General features: G+C 35.7%; 14 protein-coding genes. All 14 read right to left on the bottom strand.

The features are described from left to right. Positions 1–23 precede the first annotated feature (23 nt). A complete protein-coding gene (locus LQV47_RS18410) occupies positions 24–3,731 on the bottom strand; it encodes a metallophosphoesterase (RefSeq protein WP_230040118.1) in 3,708 nt (1,235 codons plus the stop codon). 96 nt (positions 3,732–3,827) lie between these two features. After that, complete coding sequence (locus tag LQV47_RS18405; protein WP_230040116.1) at positions 3,828–5,000, bottom strand: Pycsar system effector family protein; 1,173 nt, start codon at positions 4,998–5,000, stop codon at positions 3,828–3,830. 13 nt (positions 5,001–5,013) lie between these two features. After that, positions 5,014–7,329 (bottom strand): hypothetical protein, encoded by a 2,316-nt coding sequence (locus tag LQV47_RS18400; protein WP_230040115.1) that lies wholly within the window; start codon positions 7,327–7,329, stop codon positions 5,014–5,016. Between the two features lie 109 nt (positions 7,330–7,438). Then, positions 7,439–9,430 (bottom strand): polyphosphate kinase 1, encoded by a 1,992-nt coding sequence (gene ppk1, locus LQV47_RS18395; RefSeq protein ID WP_230040112.1) that lies wholly within the window; start codon positions 9,428–9,430, stop codon positions 7,439–7,441. Positions 9,431–10,142: 712 nt separating this feature from the next. Then, positions 10,143–11,669 (bottom strand): CoA transferase, encoded by a 1,527-nt coding sequence (locus LQV47_RS18390; protein ID WP_230040110.1) that lies wholly within the window; start codon positions 11,667–11,669, stop codon positions 10,143–10,145. 33 nt (positions 11,670–11,702) lie between these two features. Then, the gene (locus tag LQV47_RS18385) at positions 11,703–12,659 is read right to left on the bottom strand and encodes a 3-hydroxyacyl-CoA dehydrogenase NAD-binding domain-containing protein (protein ID WP_230040107.1); all 957 of its coding nucleotides are present in this window, start codon (positions 12,657–12,659) and stop codon (positions 11,703–11,705) included. A 230-nt stretch (positions 12,660–12,889) separates the two neighbouring features. Next, positions 12,890–13,879, bottom strand: a complete 990-nt coding sequence (locus tag LQV47_RS18380) for a helix-turn-helix domain-containing protein (RefSeq protein ID WP_230040105.1) — start codon at positions 13,877–13,879, stop codon at positions 12,890–12,892. 572 nt (positions 13,880–14,451) lie between these two features. Continuing rightward, positions 14,452–15,459, bottom strand: coding sequence for a cytochrome d ubiquinol oxidase subunit II (locus LQV47_RS18375; protein ID WP_230040103.1), 1,008 nt, complete (start codon positions 15,457–15,459; stop codon positions 14,452–14,454). A gap of 34 nt (positions 15,460–15,493) precedes the next feature. Further along, on the bottom strand, positions 15,494–16,825 hold the full coding sequence (locus LQV47_RS18370; protein ID WP_230040101.1) for a cytochrome ubiquinol oxidase subunit I: 1,332 nt from the start codon (positions 16,823–16,825) through the stop codon (positions 15,494–15,496). Between the two features lie 32 nt (positions 16,826–16,857). Continuing rightward, complete coding sequence (locus LQV47_RS18365) at positions 16,858–17,595, bottom strand: OmpW family outer membrane protein (RefSeq protein WP_230040100.1); 738 nt, start codon at positions 17,593–17,595, stop codon at positions 16,858–16,860. 145 nt (positions 17,596–17,740) lie between these two features. Next, positions 17,741–18,655: a hypothetical protein gene (locus LQV47_RS18360; protein WP_230040098.1), complete on the bottom strand. Its 915-nt coding sequence runs from the start codon at positions 18,653–18,655 to the stop codon at positions 17,741–17,743. Between the two features lie 41 nt (positions 18,656–18,696). Further along, complete coding sequence (locus LQV47_RS18355; RefSeq protein WP_230040095.1) at positions 18,697–19,968, bottom strand: NAD(P)/FAD-dependent oxidoreductase; 1,272 nt, start codon at positions 19,966–19,968, stop codon at positions 18,697–18,699. 526 nt (positions 19,969–20,494) lie between these two features. Continuing rightward, entirely contained in the window at positions 20,495–21,700 is a 1,206-nt protein-coding gene (locus LQV47_RS18350) for an ABC transporter permease (RefSeq protein WP_230040093.1), read from the bottom strand. Continuing rightward, complete coding sequence (locus LQV47_RS18345; RefSeq protein ID WP_230040091.1) at positions 21,690–22,865, bottom strand: ABC transporter permease; 1,176 nt, start codon at positions 22,863–22,865, stop codon at positions 21,690–21,692. Before LQV47_RS18345 ends, LQV47_RS18350 begins: the two co-directional genes overlap by 11 nt. Positions 22,866–22,873: the final 8 nt, after the last annotated feature.

The raw sequence follows: 22,873 nt of genomic DNA, 5'->3' as shown, positions 1-22,873 counted from the left end.
TTTATTATTAATATTTTTTTACATTAAAACCAGAATCCAGCTCCTGCTGTAAATCGGCCTCCATCGCTTCCTGTAAAATAAGTAGCCCGTATGGAAAGTGTTTCCAGAGCACTGATCCATATTCCTCCACCCACAGACTGGTGCCATTTTCGTGAATATTCATCATCCATCCATACACGTCCGTAGTCGTATCCTGCCAATATTCCGAAATCCATAGGAGCAACTCCGTTTTTTACATGTCCAAAGTTCCAACGGATTTCACTGCTTTGAAATAGTGAAGAACGCCCCAAAAATCTATAATTCCTGAACGACCTTAAACCGTTGTTTCCTCCCAGATCTGCGCCCTGGAAAAATTCAAAATTGCTGTTGTTGATATATTTTCCCTGTACCTTTGTTGCAAGTACAAAGCGTCCGTTATTGTCAATACGATGGGCAATATTCAGGAGACCTTCATAAGTCATAAAGTTGCGCTGGGTATCCTCCAGATTTGTTTTCCAGGCTGCCGACAGTGCAAATCCAAATCCCATCGTAGGAAAAGCAGCATTATCACTATGCTCATAACTGAATGTATATTTTGCGCCTGCAAATTTTTGACTGTCAAATATTTGAGGGTCAATTTGATTGGATTGAGCAATAAAACGCTCCGGAGTATATTTAACCTTATAATCTTCATAGCCTAGCTGAATAGTCTGTACAAGGCCCAGGAAGCTCTTTTTGGAGAAAGATGGAGTTACCTGTAACTGTTGCATTCTTACTCTGTTATAATCTATATCGAACTGATCTTTATTGTCAACCGTATTATTCCCAAATCCAAAATAATTTTGTGCAAAGTTGGGTGTTGTAAAACGTGCATTTAAATTAAATGCCCATTTACCTATAGCATTAGGGAAATTTCCATTATATATAAGTTCAAGTCCACTTGTAGCGGTCAGATAATTGGCATTAAAAGTATGTTTAGCAGTATAAGGATCACGTTCAAACCCATTTTGGGTATAGCTTATAAGCGCACCAACTTTGGCTCCCTCATCAGGGTTGTAGCTTATGCTGGGATAGCCGGCCCAAAAGTTATAAACGGGTTTTTTATAATCATAGGTATTGATCTCATGCTCATCTGTTATTTTTTTAGCGGTATGCCCTGTAAGATTATAGGTGTTGTTCTGAGATTTAAAATCATATAATTTAATATTTCTTCCATTTTGAACATTATATACATCATGGTTTTGCCCACCAATAATTCTTACTTTTATTCCTGTATTTCCTGTTCCTGAGATATCGAAAATATCATCATCATCCAATCCATAAACCCATATTTCTTTAGTGTCATTTTTAGGATATTCCCGTTGAAAAACAAGCTCTTCACCTTCTTTTTTTACGCGGTATTGTGAAATATGAATTTTATTTTTTTCTTTTGTAATTACAAACCGGTCTTGTTTGTTGGTTCCGGTGAGCAATACAGTTTTTTGTAAAGCTTTATAATAATCGGCAGCATATTGTACCATTTTATCCCTTCTTATTTTAAGGGTTTTCTGGATAAGCTGTATGGTTTCATCCTGTATTTCTTTAGGTAAATTACGGAATGCATCATCAATGACTTTGTCTGAAAGGTTTTGTTGAATATATTCTGCTTCTTTTTTCCAGTCCTGTTCAGTGGCATTTCTTAAAAAAGCAAGGTCCAGAGGATAAGGCTCCCGGTTCATCCATTTTACATCGCGGATGTCTTCTTTGAAGCTCTGCATATGCCGTAAAGGGGGCGTTCTCATGATAAGCTGAAAAATTAATCCGTCATATTTACTGAATGCCTGGTCACGGTCTTTTGGAATAGGTTTATAAACGTAACGGTCATTTTCTTTGTATTCTGCCCAGCGCCATTGCCCTTCATGCCTGTCCCAGTCGCCAATAAGCATATCAAAAATACGGGCACGGATATAGCTTTGCTCGTCTACAGAATATTTTTCGGATTTTTGAAGGTTTTTCATCATATCCGGGGTATTCATTGTGGAGGTTGCCCCATTAAGCTGCTTCAGATCTTCATCGCTTCCGGACAATCGTTCTTCAATCTGATAGAGCTCATTTCCATATTCATTATTAAACTCACCAAGCGCTTTTTGTTTGGGGATATAATAGAGCTGGGAACTGGAATGAAGAACATTTATTTTTTCAGCAAGGTTTTCAATGGCAAAAGGAGTATATGGGTGTCCTGTGGTATAAAAATCCAGTAGGAATTTTTCTGCAACAGTTCCTTCGAAATCGCTTCCAAAGCTGGAATTTTTAAATGCAACAGCATTAAGGAACCGTATGGCACTTTTTTTTACCCCTCTCATTGCATATTCTTGTTTGTTTTGAGCTATGAGACGTAATGAATTGGACTGGTGCCCCCCACCCGCACGGACAGGAGAAAGCCCGCCTTTTAAAGTGTCTAGTGTCGCTACTTTGGCCTGTATAGGTATGCTATAATATTTTCTATAATGCTCACCCCATAACCAGGTGTATAGCTTGGATTTTTTTGTTAAAGATTCGGGATATACCGAAGTCATTATGGTTTTTGAAAATTTTTCCGGATATGTTTTTTGAACAGTGGGTTCCTGAGCCTTTTGTAATACCTGAATCTTTGTCAGAAGTTTTTCAGAGTCGTTTTTTGTATTAAAGTAAGATACATTGGCACTGCCGTCCTGGTTAATATCCAGAATGGCATATCCGTTTCCGCCAAAAGAAAAATCCTGGGAATGGGTTACTTTTGCGGCGCCATTTTCAGATCCTGCTCCGCTGATAATCTGCCGGACATTTTTTTCTTCCAGATATTGAAGATTATGGTCATGTCCTGATACGAAAATAACATTATTATTGTTTTGTACAATAGATTTGATACGGCTTGTCAGCGCAGCATAATGAACGTTGTTAGTATCCTGAGGGCTGATACTTGATGTTGAACGGAATACATTGATAAGAGTTCCCAACACAGGTAAAGGAACCTGATTCCCCAGAGGATACAGCTGGTCTTTCCACGAAAAATATCCTGCATGAATGCCTTTACTGATTAGGGGGTGATGTAATGCTACAACAATAAGATTATTTTGGTTTTTGTTGATCAGATCTTCAAATTCTGCAAAAAAGTCATCCCTGGATTTTATCGTGCAGCCAGCATTGATTTTTGGATTGTTTTCCCAGTTTTCTAAAAACCATTGGCTGTCAATAGTGATTAAGGTAATATTATCCTCTAATTTTACTTTATCAATAGGGCATCCGTTTTTGGGAAGGAATGCTTTTTTATTATCCATGTATTTGGAAACTGCTTTTTCCTGATTTTCTAATCCCTTAACCCCATATTTCCAATCGTGATTACCGGGAATCACTATGGTCTTTCCTTTGTAATTTTGAGTGATCTTAAGTTGGTTTTCGAGTTGCAGCTTTGCCTCCTTATAGTCTTTGTCATTTTTATCAGGCATACCTTGCGGGTAGATATTATCGCCAAGAAAAAGCAATGTAGAATTGGCCGGCGCATTATTCAGCCTATTTTGTAAGTGATCAAGTGTATGTTGATCCCGATTGTTTTGTGTATTTCCTACATTACCGATAAGCAGAAATTGGTGCGCAATATTAGTTGAGTCTTTTGAAGAAACTTCAGCCAAATTTTTTCCTTTCTGAACATTATAGGTAGCACACGATTGAAGTATGATTCCAAGAACAGATATTTTAATGGAAACGGGAACTGTATTTTTAATATTGAAGTACATAATTTTACGAATTAATATGGTTATAACTTTCAATCATTTTATTTAAATCTCTGACTCTTGGATTTAATTTCCTGTATCTGAAATTTAATTTTTAATCTATTTTAATAAGATGAGTGAAATAATAAAACTAATGGCTGAGGTTAAAATGCCAAACATAAAGACGTTGTAGGAAATCCGAAGACGTCTGTATTTTTTACTAAGGACGATTCCTTGTATATAAATATCCTTAATCAGGGTCTGATATAAGTAATGGTCATCTTCCATTACAGAGATCATAGCCTTATGATAGTTATCGAAAGGCATATTATAATAATTTCCAAAAAATATCAGATTTACTTTTTTCTCCTCTAAATCTTTTTGAGTGAATTTTCCGGAAGAAAGGTTGGGACGCGTTGCGAGGAGGGAAAAAAATATGGTAAATATATTGACTGCTAAAATCATATAAGTGGGTATCGTTAAATAGGAACTTTCATCTAATTTTCTAATCAACTGACTGAAAATAATAGATAATATGATAGAATTAACTGTTATGAGAATTTGAGCCTTTTTGTCTGCCATATCAGACATCCTTTGGTTGTTTCCCGATGCTATTCTAAACATGGTTTCTACGCCTTTACTAGGCTTTTCTACTTTTTCTTTTTTAGGAGATGAAAGTTGATCTGTTTTATTCTTTTTTAGGAGTTCTTTTACTTGGTTAATGTTATCTTGTTTTCCAGGGGTGTAACTGGAATCTGCATAAGTTGTAAAATAAGAATGAGAAGACATGAGCTTCAGGGTATCAGCCAGCCATTCTTCTTTGGAAATTTTTTTTCCTGATATGTTTTCTCTCTCTTTCCTGAGGTTGTCATTATATACTAAAAAATCGGGTAAGGAAAAATGATGTAAATCTGCATCGCATATTATTTTCTCTTCTCCAGTTTTAGGCTCCTGAGGCATTTTTGTTGAGAGGATACATCTTGTAACAAAATCTTTATCATCATCCGGGACTCCATTTTTGTTTAAAAACTCTTGGGCAATTTCTACACTTACAGCTTCATGGTTTTCTCCTTTAGTTTGAAAATAACCTGTATCGTGAAACCATGCTGCAATAAATAAGAGAGCTTTTGACCTTTCATCATACTGATAATGTACCGCCATGATTTCAGAAGCTGCTGCCACCGAAACGGTATGCTGAAGATTATGGTAAGTAAACTCCGGATGCGGCGTGGATTCAAAAAAAATTGTTACCTCACTTTCAGCCAGAAGACTAAGTTCTTTATAATTTATCATTTGTTGTTATTTGCTATTTTCCAGGTGTATTCTGAATGGTCACTCTTATTGCTTTTAATCCCGATACGCCCTGCATATCTTCAAGATCCAAATCTTCTATTAAAGGCTCAAGAATTTTATTCTTCTGGAGGTATTCAATATGTTTAAGATAATCTTCAATATCCTTTTTGTTATAGTACACTATGGCTATTTTACGGGGCTGTGTCAGCCTTTCATCAGAATTTTTGATAACAGCTTTATCAATTCTTTTTTTGATAATTTCATATCTTACATTGTAAGCTCCTTCCACATCAAATCTTTTTTCATCATGACGGAAACTGATGGTAATGGTATTGGGCTGCACAAAAATCAGCTGTGTCGTCTGAATCTTTTTTGGAAGAAGATTTTGACACGACTCTGTAATTATGGTAATATTTACCATTGATATAAGCTGACGAAGTCTGACATTTTTAAGGTAAACATCATTAAAAGGTCTGTCCGGAGCAATAGACTGCCCGATATATATATTGAATTCCACACCGTCTGTCCGGTAGCGGTCAAAATAATAGGGATAGGAATCCTGAAGTTCTTCATTCATCTTATCCAGTACTGAAATGATATGGGTATTCAATATCAGGAATGTTTCTTCAATGGCAATACTTTGTTGGTGAAAAGCTCCGTCTTCGGCCAGCTCTTTCAGATAAGGAGCCGTTAGATTCTGTATTTCTACATCCTGAATACCTAGCTGTAAAATTAAATCCAGGGATTCTACTGATAAAAAGTAGGTGATCTCTGCATCATCATTAATACTTAAATTATTATCTTCTATTCTCTTAATAAAAACTTCTGCCTGATAAATCATTTCTCCCAACAGATCTATATTTCTGATTTGCCTAAGCGCATTTAAAGTATGGATTAATGCATTCAGCTGGGTGGTATAATCTTCTGTAAGGGCTTTATTTCTTTCAATCGTAGAATTCCGGAAATCTATTGCCCCATAAATAGGATGTATATTATCAAAGTTAATTGCGATAGATGATGAATTTTCGCCCTTTTTTTCATTTTTTAAATAAGACATTCCTACATTATTGAACTTCCATTCTACAGCTGGCTGAATGGCTGTAAAATGATTTTTAATCGTTTGGTTAAGCTCTCCTAAATATCTGTTAATGATAGAAATGAAGAGGTTTTGTAAAGGAAATGTGAATTCCTGAAAACTGGATATAATGAAGTCTGTTTCTAATCCTAAATTTTCATATAAGATAATAGAAACGCCAATAATTTTTTCCTGATGGAAAATTGGAAGTACGAAAAGCCCGGAGATTGACGTATTGTCAAAAGAATACCAGGTTTCTTCATCGTCTTTTCCATATCTGATTTCGGGATTTTTAATATAAGTGGCTATAAATGCCGTGAAGTCCGAAAATGATGCTCCGTATTTTGTAAGGATTGCATTGAGTACGATATCAAAATCTTTCCAGATCTCTGTATTAAGCTTCCCGTCGATTTCTAAAATAGGAAGGAAAAGAATATCCAGATCACCTGTTCCGATCAGCCTTTTCATAGCCTCTGTCGCCTGAAGAAGAAAATCATTTTCGATGTCCTGGGAAATAAAAAGTTTGCTTAGCTTTTCTTTGGTTATTTTATACGTAATATCTTCAACCCGGAGTACGGAGAAACCTCTAAACTTAAGTTTCTGAAGAGGCAGATGTTTCTTCAGAAGCTCTAAAACAGAATGTTTTGAAATGATTTCGGAAGTAATATTTCTAAGATCCGGAAACTCCCCTTTAAAGTCAATGTCTATAAAATCATCATTAATGTCGACCTGGAAATAGTGTTCAAAGCCATTTTCACCATGAATATGGACAACCAGTCCAAGATCATTAGAAAGGTTAATATTGTAGATACGTTTTATAATAAAGTTATAGGCCAGTAATTCAAAGACCTCTTTTTTATTGAGCGTTTTATTCTCTTCCCAATTAATAATACTTACCTCTTTTTCAGATTGAAATAACTCCAGCTGCGCTGAAATTGCCGGCGTTCCAAAAATCAGATCATAGGAAAATGGAGAAGATAATCCCCAGGAAAAAGTGTTCTCATCAACAAGTGCCGAATTCATCAATTGATATACAAGAAGATAGAGCTCTTCATATTGAGGAGTATCTTCGGGCTTAATGCTGCAATTGGAATCCGGGAAATGTTTATTAAGCTTTTCTATTGAGCTTTTTATTACTTTTTTGAGTACAGTCTCCTTACTGACAGAGCCCTTTAAATAATTTAAAAAGGGTCTGAAAGAAAATTCAGCTAAATTTTCATGAAGGGCATTATTTTTAGATTTATTCAAAATCATTTTCAAACTTAGGTATTGGAATATTATTTTCTGGTAACAAAAGCATAATCAGTTATCTCCAGGGTTTTATCGTGAAAGCTATTACTTTGGATAACCTCTGAATAAGTGGTTATTCAGTAAATTTCTTATGGATATGATCATAAATATCATATTGAGAACGGACAGGGATGCCATTATTGGAAATAGGTTTATTATCAAGATCTAAATTAATTTCTGTTGCTTTGATATTATCATTCATCTGAATGTTTATTAATTCCAGAATCTCATTTTTTAACTGCGGTGAATAGACAGGGCAGAGTACTTCAATTCTATCATACATGCTGCGGTTCATAATATCTGAAGAGCCTATCAGAATTTTGTTTTCGCCATCATTTTTGAAAATAAAAATTCTGCCGTGTTCCAAATAACGATCCACTATTCGGGTTACTTTTATATTTTCACTTTGTCCCGGTACTCCCGGTACAAGACAGCAGATACTTCTTACAATGAGCTCTACTTTAACTCCAGCCTGTGAGGCTTCATACAGTTTGCTTATGATAATGATTTCCTCAAGGTTATTCACTTTTATAATGATTCCTGAAGGTTTACCTTCCTTGTGGTTCTGGATTTCCTTTTCGATCATTTCCAGGATAAAGGGCATCAGGTTAAACTGTCCTACAGCCAAATGATTAAATGACAGCTCGTCTGAACTTAAAGGTTTTCTTTTCTTTAATAAAAAATTGAAAAATTGAAAAATCTCATCGGAAATTTCAGGATTCGCTGTAAATAGAATATGGTCTGTATAGTAACGCGCTGTAGACTCATTGAAATTTCCTGTGGAAATCAGAGCATATTTTTTCTTATCCCTTTTTATCAGAGCCACTTTTGCATGTACCTTAAGCTTCGGAATACTGGTAATAATATGTACTCCGGCATTTTTCATCTTCCTTAGCCATCTCAGATTGTTTTCTTCGTCGAATCTTGCTTTAAGCTCTACGAATACCGTTACTTTTTTACCCAGCTTGGCAGCGATCATAAGAGCTTCGATAATAACGGAGTTCATGGCTGTCCTGTAAATGGTAATATAAATCTCGGTTACTTTTTCATCGGTTGCTGCTTCCATAAAAAAGTCGATCACTTTATCATAAGATTCATAAGGGGTATGGATCATGAAATCTTGTTGATCGATCAGTTCAAATACAGGGATGTCACCCGGATGCCTTTCAATTGCCGTCATAGAAGGGTAGGAGGCTTCTTTATCTTCAATTGGAATTAAATTCAGATCTTTTAAGTGATGATAAGCACTACCTGCTACTGCATCTCTAAAAGGAATGCTTAATACATGCAGCAGATTTTGAAGTTTTTTCAGGGGCATATCTTTCTCATACAGAAATCTGGTTGTTTTTCCTTTTTCCCTGTTTTCAAGATATATTTCCAGGTTTTCCAGAATATCTTCTTCTTTTTCAAAATTGATATTGGCATCACGGGTCACTTTGAAATTCCATATGCTTACTACCATATTTGGAAAATACATTTCCGGTAAAAATTTCTTTAAAATATCATCAATAAAAACAATATGCCTGCGATTGTTGCTATCCGTTTTATAAAACCTTGAGAGTTTATGAGTCGGAATTTTAAGGATATACATATTTTCTTTACCCTCTGCGGAAGTAGTAAAAATAGCCTGGTATAAAGAATTACTTTTTATAAGAAACTTATCCTTAAGGGGAAGCGGATATAATTCTATGGCAGGAGCTACAGAATGGGTGAAATATTGTATAAGCCTGCCTTCCATAAATACAGGAATAGGCTTATTATAAATAAGCTCAATATTGTCCTTTTGCAGCTGAGGAAATATTTTATTGTGTAATATTCTTCCAAAAAATTCCTGCTGATTTACAATTTCTTTATGGATGGTTTTTAATAATGGTTTTTTCTTTCCTACCAATAATTTGGGTATTCTGACTTTGTAAAATTCATCTAAATTGGAAGAAAAAATAGAAAGAAAATTAAGCCGTTCCATTAAAGGCACAGTATCATTTTCTGCTTCAGATAGAACTCTGGCATTGAAAGATAGCCAACTTAAGTCTCTATCTGTAAATAAAGGCGCAATAGTTTTCATTTATCCGTTATTTAATCAGATATTTATTTTAGAATAATACAGAACGGTTACCGTAAGATAGATACCCTCAGGTATTTTGTTACAATGATGGCCGTAAGGAATATAAATTGTTTAATAATTTTAATCCTGTTATTGGTGTTAAAAGTATTAATAGTGCTGTGATTGGGAGGCATACATTAATTTTTATAAATTTCACATTGTTGTTTTTTAGGATTTATACAGAACCTGTTGTACATCTTTCAATAAAGTATGGAAAAAGGCATTTAAAATGATGTCTATAAATATAAATTCCTGTTGATATATTGAGATGAATAGAATTAAACTAATCTTTTACTAAATTTAAAAAGAGAAGATGTACAACGAATATAAAACCGGCATTTTACCAAAACCATTTGCCAGTATATAGGTTCTGTAATTTTTTACTATCTAATCTGATGTCAGAGGATAAGAGGTAGAGTTTTTTACATATTTTCTTGATTTAATACCACAGAGTTGGCTGCACATCTTTTTTATAAATTTTGAAAAAAAGGATTTTTGCTGCTGGCTTCATATAGATAAAAATGTTAGGGGTTTATATCTATTACTACGCTATAAAAAAGATGTACAGCAGATTATATACAGACCAAATCTGTCAATATACTTGCCTCTGTAATGTTTTTGAGATCAGCCTTATCAGGGCTTCTTCAAAAATATGGGTTAAAATAATTTGTGGTTACTCCCATTTTGGCTGTGAAGACTTTAACGGTTCCAGCAAATGTTTGTATTTTCCTGGGGTCTTTGTCATTTCAACCTGTTCTGCAACTCCCTGATAGAATCCCATTGGAGTCTGTTCTTTTATAAAGTCTGGCAGAATATAAGCATGCTCGTCATCTGAATTGGCTTTTTCATAAGCATATTTTTGGTCGAAAACTCCCATTCCCAGTTGCCACGCAACGGTTCTGCTTAAAGAAACACTTACTTTATAAGATCCGCCTACTGTAGCACGAAGTTTCAAAGCCTGTAAAATTCCTACTACGGCAAGCCATGCAGCCATATAGTCATTAATAACAGCAATTTGTGGTGTTACTCCCGGAACATCTGTTTTTTTGTATGTACCGCCCAAGCTTTCCAGCCAATACGGGCCTACAAGAGCTCCTGCAGAAACATCGAAGCCCACCCGGTCACTTCCCGGTCCTTCTTCACTATTGAAATAGACGGTAGCAGTAATTAATCCCGGATGCTTCTTACCTAATTCTCTAAGGTTTAATCCTTTTTTGTTCAAGAACCCACTTCTTCTATTGGAGAAGAAAATATCTGCTGTAGATAAAAGTTCCTGAAAAGCCTTATCATCTTCTTCATTTTTATCAAAATCCAGACAAGTGGAACGCATTCCCACATTGGATGTAAAATGGAATAGTTCATGTTCATAATCACCAGAACGCCAAACATTAAGGACATCTGCCCCATGAAGAGCCAAAGCTCTTCCTATTCCACATCCTGCAATGACATGCCCTAATCCCAATGCTTTAATACCACTCAACGCATCCTCTCCCCCCTTAGGTAAAGGAATAGGGTCTGAATCAGCCACTTTCTCAATTTTGATAACCGGAAGATGTTTAGCAACCTGCTGAAACATGTCGAGCTTCATAAATTCTTCAGGAGATCTTAAAATATATAATGGAATTCCCGCTTTACCTCCTGCTTCTTCAAGATCTGCTGCATTCCATTGCTTCACCGCTTCTGTAATTTTTTCCGGGGTTGGTGCGCAACCCAAGAGTTTTCCTGCGGCATGTCTTAACGTTGGATAAAGACAAGTAAACTGAATCCACTTATCGTCCTTTGTTTTATAAAACATATTGGGAGCAAGGCCAGTCCCTAATTCGGAATTGGTATTACCGGGTTTTCCGTTTACCTGTTCTAAAGTTCCTTCAAAGAAGCTTGCAAATCTTCTTAATGCTTTTCTAAGGTCCACATGAATATCCTGTGTTTCCCCAGTTTTAAGCCTCCATATATCTGCAATTTGAGCTGCTTTTGCGGCAAGTGTAACGGCAGACTGTGCACCATAGCGAAGTACACTAGGAATTATTGGGTCTTTACCGTAAAAAGTAAGCTTCCCTCCAAAATCATTTAATGAAGCTCCTACAGTATTTAAAATATACTCAGTCTCCGCATGCAGATCAAATTCATCAGTGGTCAGTCTGTTGTTGAGATTGTCCTGAATTATTTTTTCTAAATCTACTTTTATGCTATTTTGATCCATTTTTGTTTTTTTTTATGCTGTGTAAACAATGTTTTAACCTAGTTTAGAGAAAGCATTCATTAATTCAATCTGCTTCACATCACGCTCTTCTGCCAGCTGTACAAGGCTTTTATTTCCATAATGTTCTTTCACTTGCTCATCCAAAAGTTGAGTTGTTTTTTCATCATAGGATACAGGCTTAGACATTTCATCTTTCCAAATAAGCTCCATACCAGGTCCAAGGTGATGCAGGAAGAATGGGAAACCACCATCTCCACCACCCAGGTGGAATGAAACGAATGGTCCTCCCACTGCCCAGCGGATTCCTAGTGAAGCGGTCATAATATCATCCAATTCTTTTACATTTACGACTCCATCTGCAACCAGGGATACACATTCTCTGAAAATGGCAGCCTGTAATCTGTTGGCAACAAATCCTGGAGTTTCCTTATGAAGTAATACAGGAACTTTTCCTAATGAATGATAAAAGTCCATGGCTGCTTCTACTCCGGCATCATTGTCTTTTGCTAAAATCTCAACTAAAGGAATCAAATGTGGTGGATTAAACGGGTGACCAATTAACAGGCGGGATGAATTTTTCATTTTTGTACCCTGCTGTGAAATCGTGATCCCTGAGCTTGAAGAAAGAAATAAAGAGTGCTCTGGTGCATTAGCCTCAATAAGTTGCCATAAATCCTGTTTGAAAGCAGGGTTTTCCGGTCCGTTTTCCTGAACATAATCAGCATTTTTAACTGCAGTAGCAGTATCAGCTACATAGCTCAAATGACTTTTATAATCTGAATCAATTGTATAACCCAATTTTTTTAAATCAGCAATATTCCCATCTAATTTACCATTAAAGTAATCCTGGATATCCGGTTTAGGATCACTTATAACGACTTTCATACCTGCTGCAAGAAATAATGAAGCCCATGAAGCGCCAATCAGGCCACCTCCGATTACAGTAATTGTCTTACCTTTTAAATTTAATTTTTGAGGTTGTTTTTTCATTTTTTTTGTATTTGAATTATTTATAAATATTTAATTGATATTTTCTAAGTGTTATTGGCTAAGTAGCCCCGTTAAATAGGAGATAGGGTGTTAGAAACTTTCTAAAGCCTTTTTCATCCGTGTTTTAAACAAATTTATGATGGTTCATAAAGCTTTTTATTATCTCAATGTCACTTTTTATTGTTCCATATTCTCTTTTTAGTGACTTAAAAAGCAGCTTTTCATATTGCTTAGTCTAAGTTATTTTTGAGACCTAATTTGTATCGGTATTGCATAGGGGAAATCCCTACCTGTCTTTTAAAAAATTTACTGAAAGACTGCAGATCCGCAAAAGGGAAAGAGTTTGCAATCTCACTGATAGAGAGTTTATTCTTTTTCAATTGTATTTTGGCAATTGAAGCAATAGCATCATTAATGAAATAGCCTGGAGCTTTGCCTGTTGTTGTTTTGATAATTTTAATTAAATGCTTAGGAGATACAAAAAGAGAGTCCGCATAAAACTGAAGGCTTCTCTCTTTAAGGCAATTTTCAAAAACCATTTTCTTAAAATTTTCAGTAAAGACAAGACTTCGGGTGTGAGCCTGTAATGCCGTTATTTTTAATTCTTTATAGAAAATAATAGCTGATTCGAAAACATATGAAATAATCAAATTCCTGATAACCTCAATATGTAGATTGGAATTTACTTTGTCCCGTCTGGAAAGCAGTGAAGTATATAAGTCGATAACTTTATCCATATCTTCATCATTCAGTTTAATGTCATTCTGAAAATGAACCGAAAAATGATTAAAAGATTCTAAAAAGAAATAATTATTTGAGCTGTTAACCAGAAAGTCTTTGGTAAATAAAATGGTCCTCGTTTTGAAATCTTTGCTTTGTGACATTTTCTGGAATGTATGGTTGGGCCCTATAGCCAGAAAAGTTTTTTTATCAATTCTGATGATTTCATCATTTAATTTAATTTCCATCCATCCGCTTATCCCTAAAATCAATGCATAAAAATCAGGCTTGAACATGTTTTTATTTTTAAGTTCAAAAGCTACACTGTCTGAAGAAATATAGTAATCTTCAAAATTCCAATCATGGTCCTCAATATCTTTTATCATTTCAGATAAGGTAAGTATGGGAATTTGTTTATCCTGTTCCATGTATGCAGAGATATTGATCATACTTGTTGGACTTATGTAGAGGTCTGCTTTCACCGGATTGATATTGTGCATAATCATAAGTGTTGTATAAAGAGGACAATATTTTCGGAAACCTGACAACTATCTTTTTTGAATATATCTTAGAAATGATACATTCAGAAATTATTTATTTAGTCTACCCTTGGAAAAGTTAGAGAAGGATGTCGTTAAATTTTTTTTTTCGTTATTGTGTTTTCCCGTTTTGTTCTCGTTGTTTATATATTCTTCTTTACTTTATAATCTATAATTTATTCAGGTAGGGATTTGTACAATGCCATACAAATACAGTATGACATTTGTTTTACCTATTAAAAAATCAAATTTTAAATAATGATGTGATTATGATCATCAAAATAGTAAAGTAGAACCGTGAAAGAGACTGATTTATCTCCGTCTGTAAGTGAGTAGAGGTTCTACCAATTTTATTTTGATGTTGTAAAAGTAAAGACTATTCTATAATCTGGAGAATAAAAAACCACTGATTAAAGGTGTGTAGTACATGTGTAGTAGGTTGTATTTCTCACTGGTCTCACGGATGAAATTACAATAAAGATTAATTCTTTAGTATTTTGTTTTAGTTAGATGTTTAATAATAGAAAATTTTGCTACCAGAATTTCTTTTTGCTGAATCCGTATACCAAATAAACAAAAGAAGGCATTATGAAAATACTACCCAAAAGAAGAGCTGTTCCCAGGTAGCTTATAGATTTTTCATTGCCACTTGCTACTAAAGATAATCCATCACTATTCTTAATTCTGACAATTACCGGATAAAGACTGTACGTTATGGCTATAAATAATAAGGTAACCTGGCTGCCTGCAATAATCCTCAGAAGATAAGTTTGCTTTTTTATTAACAGGTACCACAACCAGATAAGGGATAATGTACAAAGTATAACACATGTTAAGCTTACAGGATTGCCGATAAGCCATTCTGTAAGAGGAATCTGATTCTGACGTGCTACGATGAACAGTATACCTGCCAATAGAATACACATGATATTCATTTGTTTGGCTTTATAAATAGCGTAATTTTTTTCTTCTATATTCTCACCTGTTTCTTTAATGATAAAAATGGAAGCGATAAACCCAAAAACTGCAATCGTGTAAAAACCTACCAGAATAGGAAAGAGATCCAGCCAGGGATGTATAAATGCATCCATAAAATTATTGGCTTGAGGATCTATTTTTCCGGAGACTATACTCCCTGCAATAATTCCAAGAAATAAAGGAGTAACAAGGCAGGAATATACATATATCTTCGTGTATAAGGTCTGCATATTATCCTGTATGGCATCATAATGTCTGAAACCAAATGCCGTACCTCTGGCTATAATACCAAATAGGAGAGCAATTAACGGAATATAAAGATAAGTGGCAGCTGTAGTATATATGTCCGGAAATCCCACAAATAAAATTACGATGACCAGAATAAGCCACATATGATTGGCTTCCCAGATGGGGCCCATTGCCTGATACATTATTTTACCTACCCGGCCTTTAGCCCTCTTTCTGGAGAAAAACTCTACAATTCCGGCACCAAAATCTGCACCTCCCATAATAACATATAAAAGGGTGCTTATCCACAGGAATGCTAATACTATATAAAACATGTGTTTTTTAATTTAAAAGATTAATAAATAAACTTTAATGTGCATCTATTTCTGCATTGCCCACATCATACAGCTTGTCTACCATTTTTACCTGACGGTAAAGTAAATAAGCCACCGTAATGCCTAAAAGTACATAGATACCTGAAAATAGATAAAAAGAATACGCTAATCCCGGTATAGGATTTACTGCATCTTTTGTTTTCATAATCCCATATATTATCCATGGTTGTCTGCCTACTTCCGTAACTGTCCATCCTGCTTCAAGAGCTATAAAGCCTGCAGGAATTGCAGCAACAAAAAGTTTCAGGAGCCAGCTTTTTGTCATCCATTCTTCTTTTCGCCAATAGGCAAAGAGATAGAGAGCTCCAATAAGCATCATAAATGTTCCCATACCCACCATGATCTGAAAGGCAAAATGGGTGACTACAACGGGAGGGCGTTCGTCTTTTGGAAAAGCATCCAAGCCGGTTACTTCAGCATTAAAATCTGAAAAAGCAAGAAAGCTGAGCCCACCTGGGATTTTTATTGCATAATTTACAGTTTCCGTTTTCTCATCAGGAATTCCTCCAACAATTAGCGGAACATTTTTCTCTGTTTTAAAATGAGCTTCCATTGCTGCAAGCTTTGCAGGCTGGCGTTTAGCTACATCTTTTGCAGACATATCACCACTTAAAGGCTGGAGTAATGCTGCAATAGAGGCAAATATGGCTGCAATGCGGAATGCTTTTGTATGGAACTCCACATTTTTTCTTTTTAAAACCATGAGAGCATGTACTCCTGCTACGGCAAAACCTGTAGAACAAATAGCAGCAAGTACCATATGCAGAGCCTGCAATGGCCATGCTTTATTAAACATGGCAGCCACAGGATCAATATTTAGATATTGTCCGTTTATATAGTCGAATCCTGCAGGGCTGTTCATCCAGGCATTGGCAGCTACTACCAAAATTCCTGAAGCCATCCCGCTTATTCCAACAACGACACCTGTAAACCAATGGAACCATTTGTTAAAAACCTTTGCTCCATAGAGATAAAAACCTAAAGCAATTGCTTCTATGAAGAAAAAGGTACCTTCCATTGAAAAAGGCATCCCAAAAATAGGACCGGCATGTTTCATAAACTTTGGCCACAGCAATCCTAGCTCAAAAGATAATACAGTTCCGGATACAGCTCCCGTAATGAACAGAATGGCAACGCCTCTTGCCCATGCACGGGTAATATTTTTATAAATTACATTTCCGGTTTTTAAGTATCTGAAGTGGGCAATAGCCATAAAAAAGGGCATTACCATTGCTATGCAGGAAAAAATTATATGAAATCCCAGTGTAAATGCCATCTGGGAACGAGCGGCCATTAGATCATCCATAAGAAATAATTTTATTGAGTTATTAATAGAACCTAATTCTTTTTACGCTTTTTAAAGACGTATCCTATTGTTGCATAGGTCATTATTGGGTTTAGATCCACATCTATCTTGGATTTAATGATCTGGTTTGTCTCCTGGTGTCGGGTGGTAAGAACTGCATCAACACTTAATGGAATTACAGAAAAATTACCACCTACAAACCACTGATCTGTTATAGCATACGTCAAACCACCAGAAAATGCTGGTCTGAAAGCTCCATTTATCTTTAGATCTGTAGGACCGCCTAGTAATTCACCCAGCTGATCATTTGTTATTTCACTGCCTGTAAACCAACAGTAGGTAAAGCCTGCTGATAGCGAGGCGCTTAATTTAGGCGTAATGGGTTGGCGGTATTTTACCTGTAATATGGGGGTCCATGCAGTGGTTTCAGCAATTTTTCCAAGAGGTTCCAGTGCATCCCATCCTTTAATGTCAAATTTTGGAGGAATTCCTGCGGTAAGTTCCACTCCCCAATGGTCTGTGAAAAAATAACCCCCCGAAAATCCTACTGTATTGGATTTACCAAGTCTAACAGCTGTATGGGGTAATTCAACATCGGTGGGAGCAGATCCCACTTCTATAATACGTAATGTTGAACTTTTAGATTGTGGAGCAAGATACATCCATCCGGCTGTGACATAAAATTCTTTTGCTTTCTGTGCATGGACATCTAAGGCCCATAAAGTAATTAATGGTAGTATTAACTTCTTTATGAAACGGTAATATTTCATCTGAGTGTTTTTTAATTGTGTTAAAAAATGATCAATTTCTATTAATATACGGCTCTATTTTATGTGTGGTAAGTGTGTTGGAATATTTATGTGAAATGTGTTTTTAGTGATTGTAAAAAGAGCCGTATATTATATTACTTCTATCTTATTTATTATTCATAATGGTAATACCTGTAAGCAACAGTTCTTTTCCTCCTTCGTAAATCATTTTCTGTTCTCCGGTATTGACATTAAACTGTCTTATGTGGCCACCTAAATCTGCTGTGAATACAGAATTGTGATCTGGAGCAATAGCTAACCCAATTGCTTCTTTATGACCTGATCCAATAATTTCAACTTTACTTTTACCGATATTTTCTAATTTTGCACGGTTTAAAGTATTTCCTCCGACAGCATCCACTCCTCTGTCAGTCCAATATAAATATCCGTTTACAAAATCTAATTCCAGGTCAATACATTCAGGAAGTTTTTCATAAAGGAGTTCAATATCGGTTCGGTTGGTGGCTGTTTCTCCCGCAGGCATTTCAATTTTTGCTCTGAAGATACGTCCGTTTCCTCCTTTAGCAGGTCCTTTTTGTGTCCAGTAAAAATATCCTGCATCCGGATCAACAGCAACACCTACGCAATGTCTGTTTTCATCCATCATGTCTTCTTTACCTTTTCCCCTTTCTACAAGAGTAAGGACATCACTGCCGTCTAAGTTTGCGCTCATTACACGCATTCCTTCACGATCGCCCCAGTAAATACGTTCATTTTTACGGTCTAACGTAAGCTGCTTTGGGGTAACTGTTACCCCCACAGGAATGATTATTTTATGATTGGATCCATCCAGATCGATACGTTCAATAGAACCATCATTATTATAAAGTGTTTCTCCTCCTGTAGGAACGCCCATATTGGTTGCATAAATATGTCCGCGAACATTATCGACAACAATACCGTCAGGAGATTTTCCCGGAGTATTGATTAATAATTCTGCAGCTCCGGTTTCTGGATTGATTTTTAAAATTTTCTGGCCAAATGCAGCCAATGCAAGGATTGAATAACTGGTGTTTTCCATTGTGTATTTTTTATTTTTGATTTAAAGAATTATCGTTACGCTTATGATGGATCAGAATCTTTTTTTTCAGGCTCCAGAATAAGTCTTAGAGTTGGATCATTGGTCATAAAACTTACAATCCAGTTGGTAGCGAGTTTAAATTTATTACGGGATCCCGATATAGGAACAAGGTGTATCAATAACCAGGTAAGCCATGCCATAAACCCTTTCATAAATCCACCTTTTGGAAAATCTACGACAGATTTAAACTTTGCAATTGCCGCCATGCTTCCTTTATTATTGTATTTGAAAGGTTTGAGTGTTTTCTGTTCTACCAGTCTTGGAATATTATCTGCTAATAGAATTCCCTGCTGAATGGCAATTTGTGCCAGCTGAGGATGTCCGTTCGGATAGGCTGCATCTGCTGTTTGAAAACACTGATCACCAAGTGCGAAAATATTTTCAGTACCCGCGACCTTATTATATTCATCAACCATAATTCTGCGTCCTCTGGTAATTGAAGATTCCGGAAGGCCGGGAGCTTGTCTTGCTATAACCCCTGATGCCCATACCAGAGTAGCGGTAGGAATTGTCTGGTCATTGCCTAATGTGACAATATCATCATTATAATCTTTTACCAATGTGTTTAATATAACTTCGACTCCTCTTCCTGACAGAACCTTTAATGCTTCCTGCTGTGCTTTCTGGCTCATAGGTCCAAGCAAAGCATTTGAGCCGTCTATAAGATATATTTTACCGCCTCCTTTTTTAAGGTTGGGATAATCTTTTGAAATAATATGATGAGACATATCTGAAAGCATTCCGGCTACTTCTACACCTGTAGCGCCGCCACCGGCAATGACGATATTTCTCAGTTTCTTTTCTTCTTCGGGATTCTTAGTGATGGTGGCTTTTTCAAGACTGGTTAATATATGATTACGCAATGCTGCAGCATCATTTATATTTTTCATAGGGTAGGCCTTCTCTTCAATATTTTTGTTTCCAAAAAAATTAGTTTCTGTTCCCATGGCTAAAACCAGGTAATCATAGGGTAGGCTTCCTTTGTCTGTTTCCACGATATTAGCTTGCTGGTGTATCATGACCAGAGATCCTAAATGAAATTCCACATTTGGTTTTCCCTGAAACATTTTGCGGAAAGGATAACATATATTTGAGGGCTCAATGAATGCTGTAGCTACCTGATAAATCAGTGGAGGAAAGAAATTATAATTGTTGTGATCTACAAGGGTAATATCAAAATCCTGATTTTTCCCTAATTTATTAGCAAGGTTGGTACCAGCGAATCCGCCTCCAATGATGACTATTTTCTTCATATTTCATGTGTTAATTTATAATTAGAGTTTAATAATAATCCGATTTGTGTATTTGAGTATTTTATTGAACCTGAATTATTATTTCTTAGTAAAACAAAGTTATTGATGAGGGTTTTATAGTATATTGTCTTAAATTCTCTTTTAGTGGTCCGGAATTCTCTCTGTAATGAATTATTGTTTGGTTTAACAGTATATTCTTACCTGCTTTTAAATAAAAAATACCCGTGATATATTGGATCTAATATCAAATAAATAGATAATATTCACGGGCATTTACGTGCTATAAAAGTTGAAAAGTTTGACTTATTTTAAATTAATTTTTTATTATGAATCATTACTTTCAATAGGACAAAGTTATGGATGAATGGCTGAAAGTTTATTATCTGTGATTCTCTTTTAATAGTTTAAAATTCTCTTTTTGATGAATTATTTATGCCAATAAATTGCTTATACTCATTTTGATATGGAACCTGTAAATGTGTAAACTAAGAATATTATAATAGCAGTATTCAGGAAACTGTAATTATTATTTGCCTAACTTAGAACTACTATGAAATTTTAACCGATAATTGACCAGTACGGCAATAACGAAATAAAAGGCTGCTGTCAGCCACATTTGCCCCCATAGATCTTTTATATCCCCCAGGCTTGCCTGAAATTGACTAAGTGCTAAAAATCCCCTGACACCCACTGTTGAAGGAAACACGTAAGATAATATTTTTACCCAGTGAGGAAAAGCAACTACCGGCCATGAAATCCCGGTAAGAAAAACTGCCGGAGTAGACAGAAATGTAATGGACATTGCTGCATCTTCCCTTCTTTTGAAAATTCCCATCAGGGAAAATCCTAAGAATATGACTGCTAAGAAGAAGGGTATTAAAAATATAATGACATCTCCGAATGCAGCCCTGAAAGGTAATTTAAAAATAGTGAAAGCACTCCCGATTATCACTGAAAATACCAGAATACACAGTAATAGGTATGCTAATGCCCGTCCCAACAGTATAGGAATGATTTTAAGATGTAGAGAATCTGAAATATTATATGTTTCAAGATATTTGTTTTGTTCCCGGAAAGTTCCTCCTAAAACCCCAATAGCTGTAAGTAATAATGTCTGCATAACGACGAGAAATACAACAGGTAAGATGAAAGTGCCATATCCTGCATAAGGATTGAAAACGGGTTTGGTTATAGCGGCAACTGATCGGCGGGAAATAGTACTGTTTTCGTAGTTTAGCCCGCTGTGTAAAGATTTATTTATTTCTATTTGGGCATTGAAAGTACCCATAACGGAAGATGTTGCGCCGGAAATAGCTTTGTTATGCAACATATTTGAGGCATCACTGTATAATGATAACGAGGTTTGGTGTCCTAGAGATACTTTTTGTTCGAAATCTTCAGGGATAACCAGTATTCCAAAGATTTTTCCCTGAGTAAATTCTTTTTTTGCCTCATTCATATCATTAGAAACCACAGGAACACTTACCTGTTGAGTAGCCGCAAGCATTCTTATATAGTTTCTGCTCATACTGCTCTTATCCAAATCTACTACTGCTATAGGTGTTTTTTCAATAATTTCATTATTGTAGACTGAACCATTTAAGAAAGCAACAACAATTGTAAATACAAGAAATGTAGTCCGTAAAGCATTATCACCAAAAAAATGAAGTAATTCTACCTGGCAGGCATTGAATATGGTCTTTATAATTCTGTAAAATAAATTATTTTTCATAATATCCTCCTTTTTGTAGTTGATAACTGAATTTTTTTAGTGAGAGTAAGCCTATCAAAGCAAAAACTCCGAAGCCTATCAAATAGGGAAGAGATTCAATAACGGGCATTCCTTTGACGGCAATATTGGTAAGTGCCCTGGCATATGAAGAAAAAGGAAAGATAGAATCCAGGATTTTAATTGCTGTAGGCATCCCTTCCTGCGGAAATGTATACCCGCTGAATGAATATGCTAAAGAAGAATATCCACCTCCCATGGCACATAAGGATCTGAAATCCTTGCTGATCGTTACAAAGAAAACGGCCATGAGCTGATATACGACTATTAAAATAAGAGTCAATATATATACATTGACAACAGTGGTATTGATTGGGATACCCAGATAGCCAAAGAGGTAGGCTACCATCAAAATAGTTAATAGGGAAAAAATAATAGTGTAAGGCAATATTTTTCCGAAAAATGCGAAAAAAACATTATTACCACTCAATTGGTATAACTCCTTCCCTTTATTATATTTCAAAATACTGCCCAGTATGTATAATGTAGTGATCATTACCGTAAGCTGCAATGCCATAGGAAAAAGAGAAAGACAAAGGTAATAGGCATAGTTAACAAAAGGATTAAATAATGTATGGCTTCTCATAATAACAGGCTGAACGGCGTTCTTTGCCTGTAGGGAAGATGATCCCTTTTTCATAATTGTATTTACTTTTGCAGAAGTGGAAAAACTTCCTACAGCTGTATTAAATCCTTTATTTATAAGCCCTGCAGGAGTCATATAATCATTATTGATATACAATACTACATTGACATTCCTTCCACGGCTGATGTCTTTTTCAAAGTTGCGGGGAATAATAACCAGGCCAAATACATGACTGGTCTGTATTTGTTTAAGTCCTTCGTTTTCGGTATTTACTTCTTTCGTGAAATCCAGTGTAGAATTGGCATCTATCTGCCTGATAAGCTCCCGTGATACAGATGTTTTATCCTCATCCAAAATGGCTATGGGAAGCTCCCGCAGTACACCGTCACCAAAAATGGCAGCGTAAAGGATAAATATGGCTAAAGGAACTCCTAATGTCCAAAGTATTATACTGGGTTTCTTTATGATTGTTTTCCATTCATAGAAAAACACTTTCCAGAAGCCGTTTTTCATTGTATCCATTTTGGTTA

The sequence above is a fragment of the Chryseobacterium sp. Bi04 genome (assembly GCF_918698085.1).
GTDB lineage: Bacteria > Bacteroidota > Bacteroidia > Flavobacteriales > Weeksellaceae > Chryseobacterium.
Note: the sequence above shows the minus strand (reverse complement) of the source record. Positions and strands in the feature narration are given on the sequence as shown.

Bases quoted from the DNA above. Each gene is read 5' to 3' on its own strand.
- LQV47_RS18410 (WP_230040118.1), bottom strand. From the start codon at position 3,731: ATGTACTTCAATATTAAAAATACAGTTCCCGTTTCCATTAAAATATCT.
- LQV47_RS18405 (WP_230040116.1), bottom strand. From the start codon at position 5,000: ATGATAAATTATAAAGAACTTAGTCTTCTGGCTGAAAGTGAGGTAACA.
- LQV47_RS18400 (WP_230040115.1), bottom strand. From the start codon at position 7,329: ATGATTTTGAATAAATCTAAAAATAATGCCCTTCATGAAAATTTAGCT.
- ppk1 (WP_230040112.1), bottom strand. From the start codon at position 9,430: ATGAAAACTATTGCGCCTTTATTTACAGATAGAGACTTAAGTTGGCTA.
- LQV47_RS18390 (WP_230040110.1), bottom strand. From the start codon at position 11,669: ATGGATCAAAATAGCATAAAAGTAGATTTAGAAAAAATAATTCAGGAC.
- LQV47_RS18385 (WP_230040107.1), bottom strand. From the start codon at position 12,659: ATGAAAAAACAACCTCAAAAATTAAATTTAAAAGGTAAGACAATTACT.
- LQV47_RS18380 (WP_230040105.1), bottom strand. From the start codon at position 13,879: ATGCACAATATCAATCCGGTGAAAGCAGACCTCTACATAAGTCCAACA.
- LQV47_RS18375 (WP_230040103.1), bottom strand. From the start codon at position 15,459: ATGTTTTATATAGTATTAGCATTCCTGTGGATAAGCACCCTTTTATAT.
- LQV47_RS18370 (WP_230040101.1), bottom strand. From the start codon at position 16,825: ATGGATGATCTAATGGCCGCTCGTTCCCAGATGGCATTTACACTGGGA.
- LQV47_RS18365 (WP_230040100.1), bottom strand. From the start codon at position 17,595: ATGAAATATTACCGTTTCATAAAGAAGTTAATACTACCATTAATTACT.
- LQV47_RS18360 (WP_230040098.1), bottom strand. From the start codon at position 18,655: ATGGAAAACACCAGTTATTCAATCCTTGCATTGGCTGCATTTGGCCAG.
- LQV47_RS18355 (WP_230040095.1), bottom strand. From the start codon at position 19,968: ATGAAGAAAATAGTCATCATTGGAGGCGGATTCGCTGGTACCAACCTT.
- LQV47_RS18350 (WP_230040093.1), bottom strand. From the start codon at position 21,700: ATGAAAAATAATTTATTTTACAGAATTATAAAGACCATATTCAATGCC.
- LQV47_RS18345 (WP_230040091.1), bottom strand. From the start codon at position 22,865: ATGGATACAATGAAAAACGGCTTCTGGAAAGTGTTTTTCTATGAATGG.